The organism is Pseudomonas syringae group sp. 247E2 (assembly GCF_032587795.1).
In the GTDB taxonomy this organism is placed as follows: Bacteria; Pseudomonadota; Gammaproteobacteria; order Pseudomonadales; family Pseudomonadaceae; genus Aquipseudomonas; species Aquipseudomonas amygdali.
In genome coordinates this window covers 26,405-48,227 of sequence record NZ_JAWHPK010000010.1, presented here as the reverse complement: position 1 = coordinate 48,227, position 21,823 = coordinate 26,405, and the positions used below count along the sequence as shown (strand labels likewise).

Sequence of the window (21,823 nt, the reverse complement as noted above, 5' to 3'; positions counted from 1 at the left end):
CAAATGCGCAAGATTGTGCAAGCGCTGGCAGACCGGCACGCAGCAGACTGATGGCTCATCAAGGAGCCTGCACCATGAACATTTCGCTTTATCTGCTGACTGTGCTGATCTGGGGGACGACCTGGATCGCCCTGAAACTTCAACTCGGCGATGTCGCGATTCCGGTGTCGATCGTTTATCGTTTCGCGCTGGCAGCCTTGGTGCTGTTCGCATTCCTGCTGCTGACAAAGCGCTTGCAACCGGTCAACCGTCGTGGTCAGTTGATTTGTCTTGCGCAAGGCGTGTGCCTGTTCTGCGTCAACTTCATGTGTTTCTACACGGCCAGCCAATGGATACCCAGCGGCTTGATCGCGGTGGTGTTCTCGACTTCGACGCTGTGGAATGCGCTGAATGCGCGGGTATTCTTTCGCCAGAAAATCGCCGGTAATGTTATGGCCGGTGGCGCGATGGGCCTGTTCGGGCTGGCGTGTCTGTTCTGGCCCGAGCTGTCCGGGCACAGCGCCAGCCGCGAGACCCTGATCGGTCTGGGCCTGGCCCTGCTGGGCACACTGTGCTTCTCGGCGGGCAACATGCTGTCGAGCCTGCAACAGAAAGCCGGCCTGCGTCCGCTGACCACCAATGCGTGGGGAATGTTCTACGGGGCGACCATACTTGGCCTCTACTGCCTGCTCAGCGGCACGCCGTTCACCTTCGAATGGAACACGCGTTACGTAGGCTCACTGCTGTTTCTGGTTATTCCCGGCTCGGTGATTGCGTTTACCGCCTACCTGACCCTGGTCGGGCGCATGGGGCCGGAACGCGCAGCTTATTGCACTGTGCTGTTTCCGATTGTGGCGCTGAACATCTCGACGTGGGTCGAAGGCTACCAGTGGACCGCGGCTGCCTTGCTGGGGCTTGTGCTGGTGATGGCGGGGAACGTGCTGGTATTCAGGAAGACCAGACCGGTTGCCGTCCTGGTCGGCGGCAAACTGGCCTGAGTCGATGTTCATACTCGGTTATAGAGCAGAAACGCCTTAGCCCTTCCACACCTGCGGATTGACCAGGTCCTGCGGCCGCTCGCCCAGCAACGCGTTGCGCAAGTTGTGGTAGGCGCGGTCGGCCATCGCCTGACGGGTTTCAGTAGTGGCTGAGCCGATGTGCGGCAGGGTGACGGCGTTCTTGAGCTGGAACAGCGGCGATTCTTTCAGCGGCTCTTTTTCATAGACGTCCAGACCGGCACCGCGAATGGTGCCGTTCTGCAGGGCTTCGATCAGCGCAGGCTCGTCGACAATCGGGCCACGGGCGATGTTGATCAGGATGGCGCCGGGCTTCATCAGGCTCAACTCGCGACGGCCGATCAAATGTTTGGTCTTTTCGCTCAGCGGCACTACCAGGCAGACGAAATCCGCTTCGGCCAGCAGTTGGTCCAGGCTGCGAAACTGTGCGCCCAGTTCCTGTTCAAGTTCGGTCTTGCGGCTATTGCCGCTGTACAGGATCGGCATGTTGAAGCCCAGACGGCCACGGCGTGCGATGGCTGCGCCGATATTGCCCATGCCGACGATGCCCAGCGTCTTGCCGTGCACGTCGGTGCCGAAGTGCGGAGGCTCGATACTGCGTGTCCACTGTCCGGCCTTGGTGTAGGCGTCCAGTTCGGCGACGCGCCGGGCGCTGCTCATGATCAGCGAGAAGCCCAGGTCGGCGGTGCTCTCGGTCAGTACATCCGGCGTATTGGTGAGCAGAATGCCGCGCTCGCTCAGGTAGTCGACATCGTAGTTGTCGTAGCCCACCGAGATGCTGGAAACCACTTCCAGTTTCGCGGCGTTTTGCAGCTGTTCGCGCCCCAGCTTGCGGCCGGAGCCGATCAGCCCGTGGGATTCAGGCAAGGCCTCATCAAACTGGGCGTTGATGTCGCCCAGCTTGGGGTTGGGCACGATCACGTTGAAGTCTTGCGCCAGGCGCTCGGCCATTTCTGGAGTAACACGGCTGAAGGCGAGTACGGTTTTTTTCATTGGGCAGTCACTCTTGAGCGGTTGAATGAGTAGCACGCTAACATTCCTCTCCGCTCTTTGGCAGCCGCTTTTTACAGTTGTACGATGTCAGAACGAGGACTTGAGTGCCTGCACATGCAGATCCGCTTCATCGGCCGCGAGAATTTCCGGCAGGGAACCTCGCAGGTATTCGACCCAGGTTCTGATCTTGGCATCCAGATACTGGCGTGACGGATAGATGGCGTACAGGTTCAGCTCCTGCGAGCGGTAATCGGACAATACGCGCACCAGTGTGCCGTTGCGCAGCCCCTCGATCGCCGAGTAGATCGGCAGAATGCCAATCCCCATGCCGCTGGAAATCGCGGTTTTCATGGCATCCGCAGAATTGACCAGCAGCGGCGAGCTGTTGATGGTGACCATCTCCTGACCTTCCGGGCCATCGAACAGCCATTTGTCCAGCGGGAACACCGGGCTGACCAGGCGCAGGCACGCATGATTCAGCAGGTCGGCAGGCTTGTGGGCCATGCCGAAGGTTTTGACGTACTCGGGCGATGCACACACGATGCTATAGGTAATGCCCAGCCGCTGAGACACAAAGCCCGAGTCTGCCAGTTCGCTGGCCAGCACGATCGACACGTCATAGCCTTCTTCCAGCAAGTCCGGCACGCGGTGGGTCATGGTCAGGTCGAACGCAACGTCAGGGTGGTTGCGGCGATAACGGGCGATGGCGTCGATCACGTAATGCTGGCCGACGCCGGGCATTGAATGCACCTTTAGTTGCCCGGCCGGGCGGGCATGCGCGTCGCTGGCTTCGGCTTCAGCCTCTTCAACCGAGGCCAGAATCTGCTCGCAGCGCAACAAGTAGCGCTTGCCTGCTTCGGTGAGGGCAATGCGTCGAGTGGTGCGATTGAGCAGGCGCGTCTGTAAATGTGCTTCAAGGTTGGAGACCGCGCGCGAGACGTTGGCGGTGGTGGTATCCAGCACGGCGGCGGCAGCAGTGAAGCTGCCCGCTTGCGCCACGCAACTGAAGGCACGCATGTTTTGCAGGGTGTCCATGGGTACTTCTCTGAGTAGATGGCAAATTGTGACATGAAGTAACGGATGCATGTATCCAGACCAAAGGATTATCGCCGTTTCAGTAACAAAGATTCACAAATCTCCCCGCTTATCGCCGCGTCAAGCGCCGCCTAGAATCGCCGCCATTCAAGGTGTATTACCTCCGTTCGGGAACTCGCAGCTGTGCCGCGTCGCATCATCAGAGGGCTCTGGCCCGTCGGTATCCTGGCTTTTACGCTGGTCCTCAACGGCTGTATCGGAACACATGGAATCAAACCGCAGGGCAGTCTTCTGCACGCGGACAGCCTGGCCACCGATCAGGCGATTCAGAGCGCTGCCCTCGACGCCCATTGGCCCGCAGCGCAATGGTGGCGTGCCTATGGCGATGCGCAACTCAATCACTGGGTCGATATTGCTACGCTTGGCAGCCCGGGTCTGGCGCTGGCCGCTGCCCGTGTGCGCCAGGCAAGAGCGATGGCGCAGATCGCCGAGTCATCCGAGTCGGTGCAGGTGCAAGGCAGTGCCAGCCTGATGCGCCACGACTGGCCCGAGGATCAGTTTTATGGTCCCGGAGCGCTGGCCGATACTCGCACCTGGGACAACAATGCGTCGCTGGGTCTGAGCTACGCGCTGGACCTCTGGGGACGTGAACGCAATGCCAGCGAGCAGGCCCTTGATCTGGCGCACATGAGCGCTGCCGAGCAGCGTCAGGCGCAGCTCGAATTGCAGGAAAACGTGGTTCGCGCCTACATCCAGCTGGCCCTTGAATACGCCCGACTGGATATCGCCGAGGCAGCGCTGGCCCAGCAGCAACAGATACTCGATCTGGCGCAGCGTCGCCTCAAGGGCGGGATCGGCACGCATTTCGAGATCAGTCAGGCCGAAACGCCATTGCCCGAGGCCCACCGGCAGATTGATGCGCTGCAAGAGGCCATCGCCCTGAGCCGCAATCAGCTGGCTGCTCTGGCAGGTAAAGGGCCGGGTGAGGGCGCGGCGTTGCAACGGCCGACGCTTTCGTTGCACACCGAGCTGAAATTGCCGTCGGCATTGCCCGCCGAACTGTTGGGACGGCGGCCTGATGTGGTGGCCGCGCGCTGGCAGGTTGCGGCGCAGGCGCGCGGTATCGATGTCGCGCAGGCGGGCTTTTATCCCAATGTCGATCTGGTCGGCAGCCTGAGCTACATGGCCACGGGCGGCGGCATGCTGGAGTTTCTGACCGGCAGCAAGTTGGGTTACAAGGTCGGACCGGCCATCAGCCTGCCGATCTTCGACGGTGGACGCTTGCGGGCGGAACTGGGGCAGGTGTCGGCCGCTTATGACCAGGCCGTGGCGCATTACAACCAGACGCTGGTGATGGCGTTGAAAAGTATTTCCGACCAGCTTATTCGTCGCGCCTCGATGGACAAGCAACAGGCATTTGCCGCCGAGTCGGTAGCGTCGGCACAAAAGACCTATGACATCGCATTGATTGCCTGGCAGCGCGGGCTGACCGATTACCTGAACGTGCTCAACGCCCGGACCCAGTTGTTTCGCCAGCAGCAGATTCAGCAACAGGTCGAGGCTGCGCGCCTGAATGCCTATGCCGGATTGGTGGTGGCGCTAGGTGGGGAGAGCGGCAGTTGCCATTCCTTACGCACCACGGCCGATCTTGAGTGTGCGAAATGATTGCTGCTTTTGAGCACATGGCGGCGTTGCCGTGGCGTCGTGAATTTCGCAGTTGGGCGCGCAGTGACGGGGTGACCTGGGTTTACCTTTTCAAAGTATTGATCGCTGCTTTTCTGACCTACTGGCTGGCTTTGCGCTTGGAGTTGCCGCAGCCGCATACGGCGATTATCACCGTGTTCATCGTCATGCAGCCGCAGAGCGGGCAGGTGTTCGCCAAAAGTTTTTACCGCCTGCTGGGCACGCTGGCCGGGTCGGCCATGATGGTGCTGTTGATGGCCCTGTTTGCGCAGAACCCGCTGCCGTTTCTCGGCAGCCTGGCGCTCTGGGTCGGGATTTGCTCCGCAGGTGCGGCGCGTTATCGAAACTTTCGCGCTTACGGCTTTGTGCTGGCGGGGTATACGGCTGCGATGGTAGGGCTGCCCGCCCTGGCGCACCCCGAAGGTTCATTCATGTCGGCGGTGTGGCGGGTACTGGAAATCACTCTGGGTATCCTCTGTTCCACTGCGGTGAGTGCGGCGATCCTGCCGCAGAGCTCCAGTGCCGCCATGCGCAATGCGCTGTACCAGCGCTTCGGCATATTCGCTCGCTTCATGGCCGAGGGTTTGCGCGGGGACATTTCACGCACGGCATTTGAAACCGGAAACGTGCGCTTCGTCGCCGAGGCCATCGGACTGGAAGGACTGCGCAGCGTCACGGTATTCGAAGACCCGCACATGCGCCGACGCAATGGGCGGCTCAATCGCCTGAACAGCGAGTTCATGGCCGTTACGACGCGCTTCAATGCACTGCATCAGTTGCTTGAACGACTGCGTCTGGAATGCGCCGATACCGTGTTAGAGCACATTGGCCCCGGCCTTGAAACCCTCGCAGAATTACTTGATGGCTTCGCCGACCGCGCATTGACCAACGATGATGCCGCGGTTCTGGTCACGCGCCTTGAGGCCTGCAGGGCGCAGTTGCCTGAGCGGGTCAGAAGCCTGCGCGCCGAGCTGGAGAAAACCCTGCCGAGCGACGCCGAACGACTCGATTTTCATACGGCGTTCGAGCTGCTGTACCGGCTGGTCAGCGAGCTGCATGATTACGCGTTGACCCACGCATCGCTGGCCGATCACACCCATGCGCGTGAACAGTGGAAAGCGTCATTCGTGCCGCGTACCCACTGGATGACAGCCCTTGCGTCTGGAGCCCGCGCGACCTGCGTGGTCGGCCTGATGAGTGCCTATTGGGTGCTGACGGCCTGGCCCAGCGGCGCGAGCATGGTTCTGGCTTCAGCGGCGACTGTTGCGCTTTCATCGACCACCCACAACCCCAGGCGCATGTCTCTGCAGATGGCCGGCGGTACGTTGCTCGGCGCGCTGCTGGGGTTTGTCGAAACCTTTTTTCTGTTCCCGCACATCGACGGCTTCCCGCTGCTGTGCCTGCTATTGGCCCCTGTGTTTGTGCTCGGCGCCTTTCTGGGCTCACGTCCGCAGTGGACGGGATACGGCCTGGGGCTGCTGATTTTTTTCAGCCTGGGCTCGGTGCCGGACAACCTGACGGTCTACAACCCTTACACCTTCATCAACGATTACCTCGCGATGGTCATTGGCATGCTCATCTGTGCCGCAGCGGGGGCGATCATCCTGCCACCCAACAGCCGCTGGATGTGGCAGCGTCTGGAGCAGGCCTTGCGCAATCAGGTGGTGTTTGCGATTGGCGCACCGCTCAAGCGTCTGGGTTCAAGCTTCGAAAGCCAGACCCGCGACCTGATGCATCAGGCGTACGGTCTGGCGATCAGCAAACCTCAGGTGCAGCGCGAGCTGTTGCGCTGGATGTTCGTGGTGCTGGAAATCGGCCACGCTATTATCGAGCTGCGCCGCGAACAGGCAATTCTGCCGATTCATCCTGCCTACGCCGAATACCAACCCTGGCGCATCGCGTTGCGCGTCATGGGGCGCGCCTTGGTACGCCTGTTCATCCAGCCCGATGCGGTCAATCTGCAGCGCTGCCTGTCGGCGGTCGATCAGGCGATCAAGCGGGTACAGGACGCTGATGAGCCGTTCGCCTCGCATTTCGACACGTCGGTGCTGCGCCGGGTGAAAAGTTACCTGCACTTTATCCGCACCTCTCTGCTGGACCCGCAATCGCCGCTTGCTGTCTATGGCGTCGAGCGAACCGCTTCAGGAGTCGCCCATGCCGCGTGAAATAGCCTTCCACGGTCTGTATATGCCGACCCTCACGCTGATCTTTCTGCTGGCCGTGGTTCTGGCATGGGCGCTGGATCGTCTGCTGGCCGGTTTTGACCTGTATCGGCATTTCTGGCACCCGGCGTTACTGCGTCTGGGCCTGTTTATCTGCATCTTCGGCGCTCTGGCGCTGCCCCTTTATCGTTGACGCCTGAGTCGAGAAATATCCGCATGAAAAAGTTCTATAGCCTGCTTGCCACGTTGTTGGTGTTGGCAATCGCGCTCTGGGTTGGTCGTACGCTGTGGGTCGACTACATGGATACGCCGTGGACCCGTGATGGTCGGGTACGCGCCGATATCATCAATGTGGCCGCCGATGTGTCCGGCACCGTGGTCGATGTGCCGGTGCACGACAATCAACGGGTAAAACGCGGCGATTTGTTGATGCAGATCGACCCGGAGCACTACCGGATCGCAGTCAAACAGGCGCAGGCGTTGCTGGCCTCACGCAAGGCGACGTTGGAGATGCGCAAGCTCAACGCGAAGCGCCGTGCCGACATGGATGAACTGGTCATCTCGGCAGAGAACCGTGACGACGCGAGCAATGTTGCCACCTCGGCGCTGGCCGATTACCAATTGGCGCAAGCGCAGCTGGAGGCGGCCGAACTGAACCTGTCCCGCACACGCGTGCTGGCAGCGGTGGACGGTTATGTCACCAACCTGAACGTGCATCGCGGCGACTATGCGCGTATCGGCGAAGCGAAGATGGCGGTGGTCGATATGAACTCATTCTGGGTTTACGGTTTTTTCGAGGAAACCAAGTTGCCGCACCTTAACGTGGGCGATCCTGCCGATATGCAGTTGATGAGTGGCGAAGTGCTAAAAGGCCATGTCGAAAGCATCGCACGCGGTATCTACGACCGCGACAACCCGCAAAGTCGCGAATTGATCGCTGACGTGAACCCGACCTTCAACTGGGTGCGTCTGGCCCAGCGCGTGCCGGTGCGTATTCATCTGGATTCCGTACCGGAAAGCGTATTGCTGGCGGCGGGGATGACCTGCACGGTGATTGTCAGGCCGCTAGACGGCTGATGATCGAGGACGCAGAGCGTCCAGAACGGCATGCGACGCGGAGCGTCGCACGATAATTGCGATGATCGCTCCCTACGCTCCAGCGTGGGAATGCAGTTCGTGACGCTCTGCGTCACAAGTCGGTATTCAATCCAAAGCGTTTTCTCAGGCCCATATCCAGTAGCCCTTTGGGCAGCAACCACGCCATCAGCGGCAGCAGGCGTGAGCCGTTGCCCAGGCGCAGCAGGCGTGGCGGATGGGTTTGTTGCACGGCTTTGAGCAAGTCGCGGGCGAATTCTGTTGCGGGTGTAGGGTTGTCCAGTGAAGCCTTTGCACGCGCGCGAATGCCTTCGCGGATAGGCCACCAGGGTGATTGTTCACTGATCAACTGTTCGGCTTCATGACTGGCATTTTTTGCGAAGCTTGACGCAATGGCACCGGGCTGGACTTCCATTACCTGTACGCCAAATGGTGCCAGCTCCAGACGTAGCGCATCGCTGAGGGCATGTACCGCGGCTTTGGAAGCACAGTAAGCACCTGCAAACGGGGTGACCAATACACCTGAAACGCTACCGATATTGACTACCAGGCCTTTGTTGCGACGCAGCGCCGCAAACAGCGCGCGGGTAACGCCGATGACGGAAAACACATTGGTTTCAAACTGCCGCTGCAAGGCCTCCACGCCGCCATCGAGCAGCGGCCCCATCGCGCCATAGCCAGCGTTATTGATCAACACATCCAGACCGCTGTGCTCCAGCCCGGCGGCCAGTTGCTCCAGCGCCAGTCCGTCGTTGACATCCAGCTGCACGGCAATAAAGCCCGCGGCACTGAGTGCAGCGACATCCTCGGCCTTGCGCGCCGTCGCCCAGACTTCATAGCCAGTGGCCTTGAATGCATCGGCCAGTGCACGACCGATTCCGCTGGAGCAGCCTGTAATCAGAGCGATAGGCATGGGTGAAGTCCTTGTGGTCAATCCGAGAAGCTGCCTTGCAGATGTTCTGCGCGAAATTCCAGGGTTTGCGGGCGATAGCCATTGCGCAATGCGGGCAGTGGCACGCAATCCTGCCACGTACCTTTGGCCTGAAGTTCGCCGGGGCCGCGGTAGCGTGCAGAGGTGTAGGTGTTATCCGCCAGATTCACCGAGTCGCCGGGCGCATAGGCCGCGATCCGCCAGCGCAGCTCCTGCAATGCAACCTGGTTGGTATTGGTGATGCTGACCTGCAACGGACGATCTGCCGGGCAGTTTTGCGGATCGTAACTCAGGCGGATATCCAGACGCTCAAGCTGACGCGTTTCCTGGCTGTCCTGCCAGATCACCACAGCCGCCACGACCCCAAGCCCGACCGCCGCAGCCAACGAGACGGGCAAGGCCTTCGCCGGGTAGCGGAGCAGAAGGATGAGCCAGGTCAGGATCAACAGGATGCCGATAAACATGCAGGTCTCCAGCAAAGGTAATGCTGGACATCCTACAGAACCTGGGAGGGGGACGTCGCGCAAATGAAAAGCCCCCGACAACTCTCTGCGTATAAATCTGCGCAAAGAGTTGTCGAGGGCTGTGTTACCTGTAGCGTGCAGCTAAAACCCTATCAACGAGCGATAGTTTGCGTCTTCACACCCGCTTCCAGCGCGTTCGAACGACCATAGATATCTTCGAAACGCTCGATATCGTCTTCGCCCAGGTAGCTGCCAGATTGCACTTCGATGATTTCCAACGGGATCTTGCCTGGGTTGCGCAGGCGATGCACCGAGGCGATCGGGATGTAGGTGGACTGGTTCTCGGTGAGCAGGAACACGTTCTCGTCACAGGTCACCTGCGCAGTACCGGATACCACGATCCAGTGTTCGGCGCGGTGGTGGTGCATCTGCAGCGACAGGCAGGCACCCGGCTTGACGGAGATGCGCTTGACCTGGAAGCGACCGCCCATGTCCACCGAATCGTAGGAGCCCCACGGACGGTACACTTCGAGGTGGTTCTGGGTCTCGGTGCGGCCCTGTTCGTTGAGGGTGGCGACCATCTGCTTGACGCCCTGGACCTTGTCCTTGTGGGCAATCATCATCGCGTCCTTGGTTTCGACGACCACGATGTTGTCCAGACCGATCACGGATACCAGTTTGCCGTTGCCGTGGATCATGCAGTTGCGGCTGTCCTGAATAACCACGTCGCCCTTGGTGACGTTGCCATTGGCGTCCTTGGCGTTGACTTCCCACAGCGATGACCAGCAGCCGACATCGCTCCAGCCAGCCGACAGCGGCACAACGCAGGCGCGCTGGGTTTTTTCCATGACCGCGTAGTCGATGGAGTTGTCCGGGCAGCAAGCGAAGGTGGAAGCGTCGATTTCCAGCGCATCGCCGTCCTGCACGCTGCGCTCAAGGGTCAGCAGGCAGGTGTCGTAGATGTCCGGATCGTGCTTTTTCAGCTCTTCCAGGAAGCGGCTGGCGCGGAACAGGAACATGCCGCTGTTCCAGTAGTAACCACCGGCTTCGACGAATTCCCTGGCGCGTTTTTCGTCAGGTTTTTCGACGAATTGCGATACGCGGCTGACGCCTTCGGGCAGCAGGGCATCGGCGGTGGACTTGATGTAGCCATAGCCGGTTTCAGGCTTGTTGGCCGGTACGCCGAACAGCACCATTTCGCCGCGTTCTGCGGCTACGGTTGCCAGTGCCAGTGCGCGTTGCAGGGCTTTCTGGTCTTCGATGACGTGGTCGGCTGGCAGCACCAGCATCAGGCCGTCGTTGCCTTCGTTGACCAGCTTCATGGCGGTCAGGGCAACGGCTGGCGCCGTGTTGCGGCCGAACGGTTCCATGAGGATCGCCTGGGTTTCCAGGTTAAGTGCAGCCAGCTGCTCGTTGACGATGAAACGGTGGTCCTTGTTGCAGACCACGATAGGCTCCTGCATGCCTTCGAACACCAGACGCTCCAGGGTTTGCTGGAACAGGGTGTGCTCGCCGGTCAGTGCCAGGAACTGTTTAGGGAATTGTTTACGCGAAAGCGGCCAGAGTCGTGAACCACTACCGCCTGACAAGATAACTGGAATCATTTTGTTTCTCCAAAAGCATTCAATTAGGGCCGTACGAGGTGTCTGTCGTTTCTGTCTTGTTCTTGTTCCGCGCGGGTCGGTTCAGCGCTGATGCCCTGAACCGACCGGCATAATCCGTTTAGCGGGTTGCGACCGGTGGCTTGACCCACACTGGTGAGAGGCTGCTGCCACTGCCGGTGATGTAGAGCACAGCGGCTTCGCCACGCTCCAGTGCCACAGGTTTCAAATCGGTGACTTTCTTGTCGCCGTCGTACAGCGCCAGGCTGACTTTGACCGGGTTTATCTCACGCTCGCCGGTGCCTTTGGCCGCTACGGCGTTGACCACTTCGGTCTTGCCGTCAGCAGTTTTCAGAGTCAGGGACTTGTCGCTGAGGTTCTGAACGCGAACCAGGGATTTCTGCTTGTTCTTGAACGGCGGCTCTTCAACCAGCTGCGGTTTGCCGCTGGCGTTGTTGACGATGGTGTAGTAGTGATCACCCGCCAGTTTCACCGGCAGGCTCTGGCTGCCCAGCTTGGCGGTGTAGTCGCCCTGTGGCATGAAGCTGAACGCAGTGCTGCCCAGTGGCGCTACTTCGTTGAGGTTGGTGTTGCCAACGGTGGCGCTGATTTCGGCGTTGCTGGCGTTGTAGACACGCACGAAGGTCGAGCCTTTTGGTGCGGTCGGGCCGTACAGGGCGGAGTCACCGGCGAAAGCTTGCAGGGACATCAGGCCCAGACCTGCAGCCATTGCGCAGGTTTTGAAAATGCGTTTTGCGGCCGAACGGTTGGCAGTAGTGTTAAAAGTCATGAGTCAGTCCTCTCAGTTTTGCGCCCGGTTGGGCGACTCGGATTGTTTGGCGTTGAGCGCCACGTTTTCTTGGGTGTCACGCGATTTCTTCAGCTCGGCGATCCACTTCGGATCGAACTCGCCAAGATCGTTGTGTGCCGGCAGGTAGCGCTCCGGGAATTCCCAGATCACCACTTGCGGCGGGGTGTTCTTGAAAGCATCGGTCTGCAGGTACTTGAGCATCGGCAGGATCGGGCCATGGCCGTCTTCGGCGTAGTTGACGACATCGCTGCGCAGCGCTTCTTTCAAGGCACCGACGAAGTTCCAGTTAGGGTTGGCGCTGTAGCTGGTGCCCACCAGACCCACCGGGATGTCGCTGTCTGCGAACAGTGCGTCACCGCCTGCCGCTTCGCCTGCTACCGGATCGGTACTGCGTTTCTGCAACTCGTCCGGCTTGGGCAGCATGTTGCTGAACAGCGGATCGAGCGGCAGGAATGTAGTCAGGTCACCTTTGTAGGCTTCGGTTCCCTTGGCTTGTGTGACGAACTGCTCAGGTTCACCTTCCAGTGGCGTTTTCTGGGCAATCGCGGCGCTCAGTTGCTGCGCGGCGACTTCGGCACCCATTGGCGTCCAGTGGGTGTCGGTGCGCAGGAAAACCTGGCCCTGTTGCTTGGCAGCTTGCAGCGGTGCCAGCAGGTCCGGGGCAAAGATCCCGGCCTTGGCGACCTGAGCGTGGAACTGCTGATACAGGTCGGTGTGCAGGCTGGCAGGCTTGCTGTCACCGATGTGTTCCGGGTACAGACGGGTCTTCGCCGGAACGATCGCTAGGACCAGTTTGGTGCCCTGTTTTTCCAGCGCGTCACGCACACCCTGAATGATCGCCAGGTTGTCGGCTTCGTTCTGCTCGCCGTTGGCAACCGCGTCGAACTCTTCGTCGGTGTACAACCACTGGTCCTTGCCGAGCACAACACCCGGACGACCTTCGTTGAACAGTTTGAAGTCCAGCGCTGCCCAGAGGTTGGTGCCCAGGCGCTTGATCGGGAACTCATCGTCGTAATGAGTTTCCGCCGCCTTGGTCCACTTGCCGTTGAGCACGGTGGTCTCGGCCGAGGTCGAGAACGTGCTGAAACTGCGCAGCGACCAGATGCCCAGGACCAGCAGAATGGCCAGGAAGATGGCGATATAGAGGATTCGTAATGAACGGGTCATGTCAGGCTCCTCAGAACTGGAAGTAAAGGAACGGCGAGAAGCTTTGCGCCGAGAGTTTGAGAATCGAAGCCACGAACAGCAGCAGGATCAGTGCACGCATGGCATAACGTGGCCAGTCGGCAACCCAGTACGCGGGCTGCACCTGGGCTTCGCTGCCCACGGTGTAGCCTGGCAGGTGCAGACTGCCGGGAGCATCGCCGGGAACGGCCTTGATGGTGCCCGGTTGTGCGGTCGCAGGACCGTCAGCCTTGGCGCTCTTGCCGGTGTCTTTTTCGCGGTTCTGGTAGAAGTCGCGCAGACCGAAGAACGCCAGCGTCAGATAAGCCACCACCAGTGTTGCAACTTGCAGACCGGTCAGGCTGGCACGGTTGAGTTCCGACAGCTGCCACTCGCCGAAGCTGAACATGGCGCTGTACATACGACCGGCGACATGCAGGTTTTCGGCGCGGAAGATGACCCAGCCTATGACCACCAGCAAGAAGGTCAGTGCCCAGCGAATCGGGTTGAAGCTGTAAGGCTTGGTGTTGATGCCGACCGCTTTCTCGATGGCCAGCCACATGCCGTGCCAGGCACCCCAGATGATGTAGGTGACGTTGGCACCGTGCCACAGACCGCCCAGCAACATGGTCAGGAACAGGTTGCGATAAGTCGCGAACTTGCCGCCACGGTTGCCGCCCAGGGTGATGTACAGGTAGTCACGCAGCCAGGTGGACAGGCTGATGTGCCAGCGACGCCAGAACTCGGTGATCGACTGGCTGATGTAGGGCTGTTTGAAGTTTTCCATGAAGCGGAAACCCATCATCAGACCCAGACCGATGGCCATGTCGCTGTAACCGGAGAAGTCGAAGTACAGCTGCGCGGTGTAGGCCAGGGCGCCCAGCCAGGCATCGCCGGTGGTCGGGTTTTGCAGGGCGAAGCAGTGGTCGGCGACCACCGCCAGGGTGTCGGCGATGAACACTTTCTTGATGAAGCCCTGCATGAATCGCGTGGCACCTTCAGAGAACTTGTCCAGCGTGTGAGTGCGGTTGTTGAACTGGTCGGCCAGGTCGCGGAAACGCAGCACGGGGCCGGCGATCAAGTGCGGGAAGATCGCGACGAATGCAGCGAAGTCGATCAGGTTGCGCGTGGCCGGGGTGTCGCCGCGGTAAACGTCGATGATGTAGCTGATGGACTCGAAGACATAGAACGAGATACCGATCGGCAACAGCACGTGGGTCAGGATGAACGGTTCAAGACCCATCGAGGTCATGGCTGCGTTGATGCTGTCCACACCGAAGTTGGCGTATTTGAAGTAGCCCAGAATACACAGGTCCACGATTACGCCGAGCAGCAGCCAGCGCTGTGCCGGTTTGGTCCGCACACCTGCTGCGCCTACCTTGAGACCGATCCAGTAGTTCCAGACGGTCACGCCGATGAACAACGCCAGAAAGTCCACACGCCACCAGGCGTAGAAGATATAGCTGGCAATCAGCAACAGCAGATTGCGATAGCGTTGCCCGCTCAGGTAGTACAAGCCGAGGAAGATCGGCATGAACAGGAACAGGAACACGTTGGATGAGAAAACCATCCTTATCTCTCCGTTTGTCCAACATTCAAGGGCTCAAAGCCCCCCCAAACCCCCCGTTGAAATTGGGGGGTAAAACACGTCGCGTTACGGCTTGTCGGTGAAGCAGCTCAGGCGAGGTCCGGTCTCATGGATGCATCGCCTGGGCGTGGGGCTTCGCGGACAAGTCCGCTCTTACAAATAACAACAGTGAATCAGGAGCCGTCGTTGTCGCCCTTGTCGCCTTTCTCGTGCGTCGGGTCGTAAACCTTGGTCAGGTCACCGCCCAGGCGGAAAGTCTTGAACGGCTGCTTTTCGTGTTTCTCTTCCAGCACATCCGGGCTGCAGGTGTAGAGCGAGCAGTACGGTTCGAGCCAGGCGAATTTCGGATCTTTCTTCAAGTCCGTCATGTCCTGTTTCTCGCCGTTGTGTTCAGCGAAAATCGAAGGGTCTTTGACGCCGGCCAGCACACGGTCACCCAGACGCTTCAAGGCACCATTGTTTTCCGGACGCAGATCGACACCGTTGGCCTGGGCGAAACTGGCGATCATCGCGAGCGGCGGCAGGGCGTAGTTGTGATACGACAGCGCGCGTTGACGACGCTTCATCTCGTTAGGCAGGAAACCGTCCTTGTCCACCTGATTGGCGGCGACCTTGTATTCCTTCACAGCCCAGTCGAACAGGTCCTGTCGATTGGTGGCGACGGCGGTTGCCATCACTGACCAGGCGGCCCAGTACGAGTGGTTGTTGATTTTTTCCAGCGGCAGGTTGCTCCAGTCGCTGACCACCTGGTCGGCCAGCTTGCTGAACCATGCTTCGATGATCTTCGCGTCCTGCTGACGATTGGCCAGCGGATGCGACTCGGAGAACTTCAGACGCAGGTAGGCAGAGGACATGCTGCCCAGTGCCCATTTGCGCATGGACTTGCCGGTGTGGTTGAACTCGCGAGATTCCAGCGCATCGGCCTTGGCCCAGGTAGTCATCATGTTCAGCGCGCAATCGAGCTGTTCCGGACGACCGTCGCGCATGTACTGCATCACGACTTTGCTGACGCCGCGCTCAAGGTCGGTGATGTCCTTGGTCGCATCGCGAAAGGCTTCTTCCGACACGGCGTTGAGGGTCGCACGTGCCTTGTCCGAACCTTCGTACTTGCTGCGGAAAACCAGCTTGTCGGTGTACGGCTTTGGAATGGCTTCACAGCTGAAATTGTGATCGCCCGTCTTCATTTTTTCGATCGGGGCGTCATAGCCCTTGGGTGGAACCAGTGCGGCGGACGCACCCGTAGCCCAGGCTATCGATGACAGAATTGCCATCGACAGCAGGGTAGGGCGTATCAGTTTAGGAGTCTGCATAAGTCACCTCATAGTCCGGCTTGAGCGGTGTGTGTCGCAGCGCTCGGGAACACGTTGCGTTTGCATACTTTGGCTTCGACTTTCTGTGGTGCCGTGCCTGCTTCCGGTCCCTGGATCTCCAGCGCCAGCAATTGCTGGTTAGCCCAGTCCTCGTCTTCGCGCAGTTCGAACGCGAAGCGTCCGTCAGTATCGGACGTTTCCGGTTTTTCGATTTTCAGATCTTCGTGACGCCCGTTCATGTACCAGAGCCTGGCTTGAAGGACTTTCACCGAAGTATCGTCAAACTTGATATCGATCTGATTGCTGCCGTTGCGGATATCCTTGATGCCATTCTTGCCATTGACCAACACTTCGTTGGTGCCCGGCTTGAGGGTGGTGCTGGCGCTCATTACCGCAGGCTTGCCTTCGCAGCCGTTGTCCAGCAGCGCCATCATCTGGCGATAGATGGTTTCCTGATCCAGGCGATACAGCGGCGAGAATTCCCAGATGAGAATTTTCGGCGGACGCTTCTGGAAGTCTTCACTGCCCAAGTACTGCAGCATCGAACCTTCCAGACCACCACCAGGGAACGCTACGTTCAACACGTCGGCACCCATGTATTCCTGCAGGAAGCCAGCGAAGTTGTAGTTCTTGCCGCTGTGACTGGTGCCGACCAGCGTGATCTCCGGGTTGCCGGAATCGCCGAACAGGTCACCGTCGCCCGCCTCACCCTTGGGTTCGGTGGTGAACTGATCCATGTACTGGATCGCATAGCTGGTGCCGCACAATTGACCCGCCATATTGTGCAAAGTGCCCGTTTTGCCCATGCGTCCGGAAATATGGCTTTCGAACTCACGCTTGGGGATGTCGCTGTAACCCGGAACCTTCTTCACGGTTTCAGCGACAATCTTCGCCGTGCGTTGTGCGCCGTAAGGCGTCCAGTGCTGGTCACCGCGGAAGTAGAAGTCATGCGCCTGCTGCTCGTTGGTCAACGGCGACAGGTCCGGGACCCAGTAACCCATCTTGCTGAAGCGGCCGAGCATGGCCTGATAGTTTTTCAGCGCCTTGTCGTAGTCGAACTTGTCGCGCTCGGCTGGAAACAGCTTGTTGCGATCTACCAGGCCACGGGTCGGTTGATAGACCACGACCAGTTCGACACCCTTGCTCTTGAACGCATCGTGCAGTTCTTTCATGCGGCGGTAGCCGGCAGGCGTGGTGTCGAATTCGGTGCGCAGGTCTTCCTGAGTCCGGAACAGCCAGTCGCCCTGAGCCTGGACCAGTGTGGTGAAGTTCTGCTGATAACGCGTGGTGTAGTTTTTCGCGTCATGCGCGGCCGGGCACAGAGAGCAGCAAGGCTCGGCCTTGAACGTCGGCGCTTGCGAGTCGTCTGCCCGAGCGACACCAGCGGCGGCCATCAAGGCGGCGGTGAGGCTGGACAGGCTCAACAGCTTGATCAGATGTGCATGCATAACAATACCCTTCCTCATTCCCGCAGCTCGGTCTGGCTTTCGACGGGGTCGATCAATACGGCTTTCTTCTGGCGTACCAGCAGGTCGAGGATTTCGTCCTGGCGCTCACCGAGGACGCCGTTGAGGCTGATGCCGACTTCTTTGGTAGGCATCAGCATCGAGACGCGATACAGCTCGACACTCAGTGGCGAGTCAATGGACAGCGGGCCGGAACCATTGCTGGACAGTTCGCCGCCAACCATGATCAGCGAGACCTGAGCGTCGAACGGGTCGAGCTCGATGTCGCGGTCGGTATCACTCAAGTCCTTGATGTGGCCGTAGACGCCCATCAGGCCGTTGCCTATGGCGACGTTTTCGTACAGCTTGATGTTCACGCTGTTACGCACGCGGATACCGTGGCGACGGTTGGCGATCACGCGATTGCCCCACAGCAGGTTATTGCCGCTTTCGTACAGGGTGATGCCGTCAGTGTGGTTCTGATAGATCTCGTTGTAGGCGACGATATTGCCCACACTGTTACGGTCCAGAACCACGCCAGACAGTTTGTTGTCGTGGCTCTTGTTGCGGAAGATGAAGCTGTTGTCCACTTCCCGGGAAATAATGATCCCGTGCTTCTTCTTGGTCCCGTAAACGTCGTTTTCGGCGATGATCAGCCCGTGCGAACGGTCGTGCGGGTCAATGCCGTAAATGATGTTGTCGCGGTAAGTATTGCCCTTGACCACGAAGTCGCGGGTTTCATAGCAGTAGAAGCCGTACCACATGTCCGAGAACTCTGAATCGATGATCCAGCCGGTTGGCTCGGCACGCTTGAGAATCTTCGCGGTGTTGGGCGTGTACTGGGAAATACTGATGCCGTAGGACTTGCTCTGGTCGTAACCCATGCTCGCCATTTTGGTATTGGCGATCCAGGTTTCCGAGCCACCCCAGGTCAACAGAAACGGACGAAACTCGTCAGGCTTGCGATAGGTCGCCAGGCTGTTGCGGGTTTCACTCCAGGCGTTGACCTGAGTGTGGGTGATCAGCATCTTGCCTTCGCTGACGATGAACGAACCTTTTTCCTGAGACAGACGCAATTCCTTGGTCTTGCTGTCGATCTCGAAGATCCCGGTCTCCTTGATCAGAATCGGCAGGCGCGCCACATAGACACCCGGCGACACTTCATTGAGGAACTGCTTGGGGACCTTTTTGGCCAGGTCCTGCAGGTTCACGTAGCCGTCGGAAATCATGATGGCCTGCGGGATGCCGCGCTGACGGTTGACCCATTCGGCCATCTTGTTGTCACCGCCGATGAATTCCTTCAGGCCGGTTTCTTCCATCATCCGCGAGACAGTGACCTTGCCCGGCTTGTTGCGCACGATCTTTTTCAAGGCGGCTTCTGCGGTATAGCCCTTGAGGTCGGGCAACACCGGCTTGGACATTTCCAAGGGCTCGGTCGGCGGGCTGGTGATGGTGTAGGTCTTGGCCTGGTGCAACTCCTTGACCACCGCCTTCTGTGCATCTGTTACGACAGGGGCGTTAGCCAGCGCCACACCGCTGGCCATCAGCAGAGCGCTGGTCAGCAGTGCGCTTTCGAGCAGGGCATGCGGCCAGCTTCGGCTACGCCCATTGCTTGTATGACTGTTCATCTCTGGCACTCCTTTGGCGGTTCGCATCAAAAGCGCCAGATGACGTCGACAACAGCGCGGTGCATGTATTCATCCACGCCGTTGTGATACGCATCGCCGGGCTTGAAGACACCTGCGCGCAAGCGCACCAGTGCCGAAGGTTCGTCGAACGACTGGCTGAGCGAGGCGGGCAGCAGGCCTTGTTTGAAGTACTTGGTCACGACCAGGTCCATTTCCTGACCCAGGTCCTTGCGCCCGTCTTCCAGCGGCAGCGAACTGAACGTGTTGCTGTTGCCGTTTTCACGCACTGCATTGATACCCGAGCCGCCAATACCGGTGTTACCGTCCACTCGACGGAACTTGTGGTAGATCAGCGACGCATCGTATTCCTCGTTCATCTGCCAGGAGGCGAACAGCGAGCCGCTTTCCACGTTGGCCATTTCGCCCTGGAACGCTTCGCCGAAACGATGGATGCGCGAACGCGTGCCGGTCCAGTTCGATCGGTTGCTCTCCAGACCGTTCTGGACGTAATCCTTGCTGGCGCGCGAGTAAGCCGCACCGACTTGCCATTGCGGGTCAAGACGCAGACGCAGACCCAGGTCAGTGGCCCAGCCATTCATGTCGCGGTCGTTTTTCTCGCCGGCGATGAACTGGTCGTTGCCTGCGGAAGTCACGCCGATTTCGTCGCGTGTACCGTTCAGCCAGGTCAGGCTGCCCCAGTAATTGAGCGGGGTGGTGTTGCGATAGTTGTAGGCATCGCTGTCGGCTTGCAGACCCAGCCAGGTCAGGTTGCCGTTGGACGTCTTGTCCAGATCATCCAGTTGCTCGCCCTGAGACTTGAGCTTGCCGTCGTCATGACTGTAATGAGCGCGCACGCCTGCCCAATGGCCGGGGGTCCATTGGTAGCTGGCGGAACCGAACAGGTGCTTGCGGTCTTCGTCGTCGGGTGCCAGTTCGGTCAGGTCGGTGCGGTATTCGCTGAAGCGCTGGGCGGCACCCAGTTCGGCACGCAGCAAGGTGGTATCGAAGTTCCAGTTGATGGCCTCGATATTGGTGTCATGCCACTGACCATCGTCGTTGCGCAGACGCTGACGACCCACTTTGAGGATTTCGCCGGGGTAGGGCGTGAAGCCACTGTAGCCGATCCAGAATTCACGCAGCGCAGCATAGGACTTGTCGACTTCGCGTTCGCTGGCAGTGCCACGGGAGGTTTGCGTGCCGCTGCCGTCGCTGTTGCTCTGCTCCAGCGGGTCGGTCTGAATGGTGTCGGTGGCGGTGACCACCTGGCCCATGGCATAACCGCTCCAGTTGCCGCGCTCACCATAGACCCAAGGGCGCAGGTCCAGGCCCACACCGTTGACGTCGCCGCCCGAACGGGTGCCCAGATCGCGATCATCCTCGGCCTGTGCCGTGGCTTTCACTTCGATACCGAAATTCTGTTCTTCGGTCAGCGCTGCCAGCGTCGGGCAGGCCCACAACAGGGTGAAGCCAAGGCCCATGCCAGCAGCCATCAGGGGATTCAACTTCATAATGCTTCCTCACCGTCTTTTTCTTCTTGCAGGGCCTGCATCGCCATCGCGTTCTGAGTAGCGGTAGCGCCCCGGACTTTTTGCTCGCGTGCCAACAGGTCTTTGGCGGTGGCGAGCTTTTCAGGCGGCAGTTGTGTATTGAGGGCCTCGGCAAGCTCGGTCGCTTGCGGGGTCTGACTGGCCAGCGCCAGTTGCGCGAACACCCAGGCGTTGACCGGGTCGGGCATCGTGCCCTTGCCCTGCGAGAACAGTTGCGCGAGGGCGAAATCTGCGCTGTTCTGGCCACCACGGGCTGCGGTCAGCAACTCGTCCACGGCTTTTTGCGAGTACACCTGACCGAGGTAGCCACGGCGGTAGATCTGACCCAGGTAGTAATGGGCGGAAATCTCTGTTGCTGTGGCTTTCTTCAGGTGCTCCTCGGCCTTGAAGGCATCGGGCGTGACCCATTTGCCTTCGTAGTACAGGCGTCCAAGCAGCAGCTCGGCGCGAGGCTGATCGGCCGCGCGGCCGTTGTTCAGGTATTCCATCATCTTGTTGACGTCGCCCAGTTCGGGGAAGTCGTAAAGCAGTTTGGCCAGCGTTACCCACGAGACCGGGTAGCCAGGCGCAACGCTTTCCAGCAATTGCTGAGCGGTCTTTTCGTCTGGCGTACCGATGGTGGAGTCACCCAGTACGCGCGCGACGCTGTCCACTCGTTGAGCATTGACGCGGCCAGCGGCGTAGTCGCTCTTGAGCTTTTCGATCAAGGCCGTGCGCTGCTCGGCCTGGCCGCGTGTCTGGTAGACAGTAGCCAGCTCGACGTAGCAGATATCCGTGGCTGACAGTGCCTGTTTGCAGATGCTCTCGACCTCATCGAGGTGTTGAGCATAAGTACCTTGCGTGCGATACAGCAGTACCTGAGCCAGACCTGCCTCCGGATAACCGGCAGCGCGCCACTCACTGATCTTTTGCTGAGCATTCACTTCAGGGAAGGTGTGCGGGTATTGCAGATACAGCATCGCCAGCGGGATCAGGGTGCCGGATTCGCCATTGGCGAACGCCTTTTTCAGCAGGCCTTCGGCTTCGCGATGTTCGGCTTCGGTAGCGTCGGGCTTGGCAGCCAGCAGACGGCCCAGGCGCGACTGCGCCCGAGGGGAGGTCTGCGCGGCAGCGCGGTAGGTAGCCTCGGCCTGCTTGAGCTGAGCCGGGTCGCGAGTCGCGACCTGAATATCAGCAAGGCCGACTTGCGCGTCGCTGTAGCCCAGGTCCGCCAGCTGCCGATAGTTCTGCTCCGCCAATGCAGTGTCGCCGTTTTTCAGGGCTTCATTGGCAAGGCGTTGATCAGGCAGGCCGGCACAGCCGCTCAGGCCGAGCGCGACGGCGAGGCTCAGTAGCGTGGGGGTCGACAGGCGTCGTAGTGGGCTGTTCATG

18 protein-coding genes are annotated in these 21,823 nt (G+C 59.6%); 5 read left to right on the top strand and 13 right to left on the bottom strand.

Annotated elements, in window-relative coordinates:
• The first annotated feature begins 74 nt into the window (after positions 1-74).
• On the top strand, positions 75-977 hold the full coding sequence (locus tag RYC18_RS12040) for a DMT family transporter (RefSeq protein ID WP_005778067.1): 903 nt from the start codon (positions 75-77) through the stop codon (positions 975-977).
• A gap of 36 nt (positions 978-1,013) precedes the next feature.
• On the opposite strand, the gene RYC18_RS12035 is transcribed toward RYC18_RS12040, so the two are convergent.
• Together RYC18_RS12035 and RYC18_RS12030 are read right to left on the bottom strand one after the other, a co-directional pair.
• Entirely contained in the window at positions 1,014-1,988 is a 975-nt protein-coding gene (locus RYC18_RS12035) for a 2-hydroxyacid dehydrogenase (protein ID WP_005733186.1), read from the bottom strand.
• 87 nt (positions 1,989-2,075) lie between these two features.
• Entirely contained in the window at positions 2,076-3,023 is a 948-nt protein-coding gene (locus RYC18_RS12030; protein WP_002552240.1) for a LysR family transcriptional regulator, read from the bottom strand.
• 183 nt (positions 3,024-3,206) lie between these two features.
• On the opposite strand from RYC18_RS12030, the gene RYC18_RS12025 reads away from it, so the two are divergent.
• From RYC18_RS12025 to RYC18_RS12010, 4 genes are read left to right on the top strand one after another with little or no spacing between them, the layout of a single operon-like run.
• A complete protein-coding gene (locus RYC18_RS12025; protein WP_316886162.1) occupies positions 3,207-4,688 on the top strand; it encodes an efflux transporter outer membrane subunit in 1,482 nt (493 codons plus the stop codon).
• Positions 4,685-6,871, top strand: coding sequence for an FUSC family protein (locus tag RYC18_RS12020; RefSeq protein WP_316886161.1), 2,187 nt, complete (start codon positions 4,685-4,687; stop codon positions 6,869-6,871). The genes RYC18_RS12025 and RYC18_RS12020 overlap by 4 nt, the downstream gene beginning before the upstream one ends.
• Positions 6,861-7,061: a DUF1656 domain-containing protein gene (locus RYC18_RS12015; protein ID WP_005752937.1), complete on the top strand. Its 201-nt coding sequence runs from the start codon at positions 6,861-6,863 to the stop codon at positions 7,059-7,061. The genes RYC18_RS12020 and RYC18_RS12015 overlap by 11 nt, the downstream gene beginning before the upstream one ends.
• A gap of 23 nt (positions 7,062-7,084) precedes the next feature.
• Positions 7,085-7,945 carry an HlyD family secretion protein gene (locus tag RYC18_RS12010; protein ID WP_316886160.1) on the top strand — a complete coding sequence of 287 codons (861 nt, stop codon included), beginning with the start codon at positions 7,085-7,087 and terminating at the stop codon, positions 7,943-7,945.
• Positions 7,946-8,057: 112 nt separating this feature from the next.
• Here RYC18_RS12010 and RYC18_RS12005 read toward each other — a convergent pair whose 3' ends face one another.
• The 11 genes from RYC18_RS12005 to algK all read right to left on the bottom strand — a co-directional run bounded on the left by RYC18_RS12005 (position 8,058) and on the right by algK (position 21,822).
• Positions 8,058-8,876, bottom strand: coding sequence for an SDR family oxidoreductase (locus tag RYC18_RS12005; RefSeq protein WP_002552245.1), 819 nt, complete (start codon positions 8,874-8,876; stop codon positions 8,058-8,060).
• Between the two features lie 17 nt (positions 8,877-8,893).
• Positions 8,894-9,358, bottom strand: a complete 465-nt coding sequence (locus RYC18_RS12000; RefSeq protein WP_016980911.1) for a hypothetical protein — start codon at positions 9,356-9,358, stop codon at positions 8,894-8,896.
• Positions 9,359-9,510: 152 nt separating this feature from the next.
• A complete protein-coding gene (locus tag RYC18_RS11995; RefSeq protein WP_004663964.1) occupies positions 9,511-10,962 on the bottom strand; it encodes a mannose-1-phosphate guanylyltransferase/mannose-6-phosphate isomerase in 1,452 nt (483 codons plus the stop codon).
• Positions 10,963-11,080: 118 nt separating this feature from the next.
• On the bottom strand, positions 11,081-11,749 hold the full coding sequence (locus RYC18_RS11990; protein ID WP_004658322.1) for an alginate O-acetyltransferase AlgF: 669 nt from the start codon (positions 11,747-11,749) through the stop codon (positions 11,081-11,083).
• A 12-nt stretch (positions 11,750-11,761) separates the two neighbouring features.
• Complete coding sequence (locus tag RYC18_RS11985; protein WP_005732683.1) at positions 11,762-12,937, bottom strand: alginate O-acetyltransferase; 1,176 nt, start codon at positions 12,935-12,937, stop codon at positions 11,762-11,764.
• A gap of 10 nt (positions 12,938-12,947) precedes the next feature.
• Positions 12,948-14,504, bottom strand: coding sequence for an MBOAT family O-acyltransferase (locus tag RYC18_RS11980; protein ID WP_005746022.1), 1,557 nt, complete (start codon positions 14,502-14,504; stop codon positions 12,948-12,950).
• A gap of 191 nt (positions 14,505-14,695) precedes the next feature.
• Positions 14,696-15,832 (bottom strand): mannuronate-specific alginate lyase, encoded by a 1,137-nt coding sequence (locus RYC18_RS11975; protein ID WP_005746021.1) that lies wholly within the window; start codon positions 15,830-15,832, stop codon positions 14,696-14,698.
• Positions 15,833-15,840: 8 nt separating this feature from the next.
• Positions 15,841-17,280: an alginate O-acetyltransferase AlgX-related protein gene (locus RYC18_RS11970; RefSeq protein WP_004663967.1), complete on the bottom strand. Its 1,440-nt coding sequence runs from the start codon at positions 17,278-17,280 to the stop codon at positions 15,841-15,843.
• 14 nt (positions 17,281-17,294) lie between these two features.
• Complete coding sequence (gene algG, locus RYC18_RS11965) at positions 17,295-18,905, bottom strand: mannuronan 5-epimerase AlgG (protein WP_005778087.1); 1,611 nt, start codon at positions 18,903-18,905, stop codon at positions 17,295-17,297.
• Between the two features lie 26 nt (positions 18,906-18,931).
• Positions 18,932-20,413: an alginate export family protein gene (locus RYC18_RS11960; protein ID WP_004658317.1), complete on the bottom strand. Its 1,482-nt coding sequence runs from the start codon at positions 20,411-20,413 to the stop codon at positions 18,932-18,934.
• Positions 20,410-21,822 (bottom strand): alginate biosynthesis TPR repeat lipoprotein AlgK, encoded by a 1,413-nt coding sequence (gene algK / locus RYC18_RS11955; protein ID WP_004663968.1) that lies wholly within the window; start codon positions 21,820-21,822, stop codon positions 20,410-20,412. Before algK ends, RYC18_RS11960 begins: the two co-directional genes overlap by 4 nt.
• Position 21,823: the final 1 nt, after the last annotated feature.

What these genes read in the sequence shown, in the direction of transcription:
- RYC18_RS12010 (WP_316886160.1), top strand. Translation starts at nt 7,085, where the DNA reads ATGAAAAAGTTCTATAGCCTGCTTGCCACGTTGTTGGTGTTGGCAATC.
- RYC18_RS11980 (WP_005746022.1), bottom strand. Translation starts at nt 14,504, where the DNA reads ATGGTTTTCTCATCCAACGTGTTCCTGTTCCTGTTCATGCCGATCTTC.
- RYC18_RS11960 (WP_004658317.1), bottom strand. Translation starts at nt 20,413, where the DNA reads ATGAAGTTGAATCCCCTGATGGCTGCTGGCATGGGCCTTGGCTTCACC.
- RYC18_RS11975 (WP_005746021.1), bottom strand. Translation starts at nt 15,832, where the DNA reads ATGCAGACTCCTAAACTGATACGCCCTACCCTGCTGTCGATGGCAATT.
- RYC18_RS11985 (WP_005732683.1), bottom strand. Translation starts at nt 12,937, where the DNA reads ATGACCCGTTCATTACGAATCCTCTATATCGCCATCTTCCTGGCCATT.
- algK (WP_004663968.1), bottom strand. Translation starts at nt 21,822, where the DNA reads ATGAACAGCCCACTACGACGCCTGTCGACCCCCACGCTACTGAGCCTC.
- RYC18_RS12040 (WP_005778067.1), top strand. Translation starts at nt 75, where the DNA reads ATGAACATTTCGCTTTATCTGCTGACTGTGCTGATCTGGGGGACGACC.
- RYC18_RS11995 (WP_004663964.1), bottom strand. Translation starts at nt 10,962, where the DNA reads ATGATTCCAGTTATCTTGTCAGGCGGTAGTGGTTCACGACTCTGGCCG.
- RYC18_RS12030 (WP_002552240.1), bottom strand. Translation starts at nt 3,023, where the DNA reads ATGGACACCCTGCAAAACATGCGTGCCTTCAGTTGCGTGGCGCAAGCG.
- RYC18_RS12020 (WP_316886161.1), top strand. Translation starts at nt 4,685, where the DNA reads ATGATTGCTGCTTTTGAGCACATGGCGGCGTTGCCGTGGCGTCGTGAA.
- RYC18_RS12005 (WP_002552245.1), bottom strand. Translation starts at nt 8,876, where the DNA reads ATGCCTATCGCTCTGATTACAGGCTGCTCCAGCGGAATCGGTCGTGCA.
- RYC18_RS12015 (WP_005752937.1), top strand. Translation starts at nt 6,861, where the DNA reads ATGCCGCGTGAAATAGCCTTCCACGGTCTGTATATGCCGACCCTCACG.
- RYC18_RS12035 (WP_005733186.1), bottom strand. Translation starts at nt 1,988, where the DNA reads ATGAAAAAAACCGTACTCGCCTTCAGCCGTGTTACTCCAGAAATGGCC.
- RYC18_RS11990 (WP_004658322.1), bottom strand. Translation starts at nt 11,749, where the DNA reads ATGACTTTTAACACTACTGCCAACCGTTCGGCCGCAAAACGCATTTTC.
- RYC18_RS11970 (WP_004663967.1), bottom strand. Translation starts at nt 17,280, where the DNA reads ATGCATGCACATCTGATCAAGCTGTTGAGCCTGTCCAGCCTCACCGCC.
- RYC18_RS12000 (WP_016980911.1), bottom strand. Translation starts at nt 9,358, where the DNA reads ATGTTTATCGGCATCCTGTTGATCCTGACCTGGCTCATCCTTCTGCTC.
- algG (WP_005778087.1), bottom strand. Translation starts at nt 18,905, where the DNA reads ATGAACAGTCATACAAGCAATGGGCGTAGCCGAAGCTGGCCGCATGCC.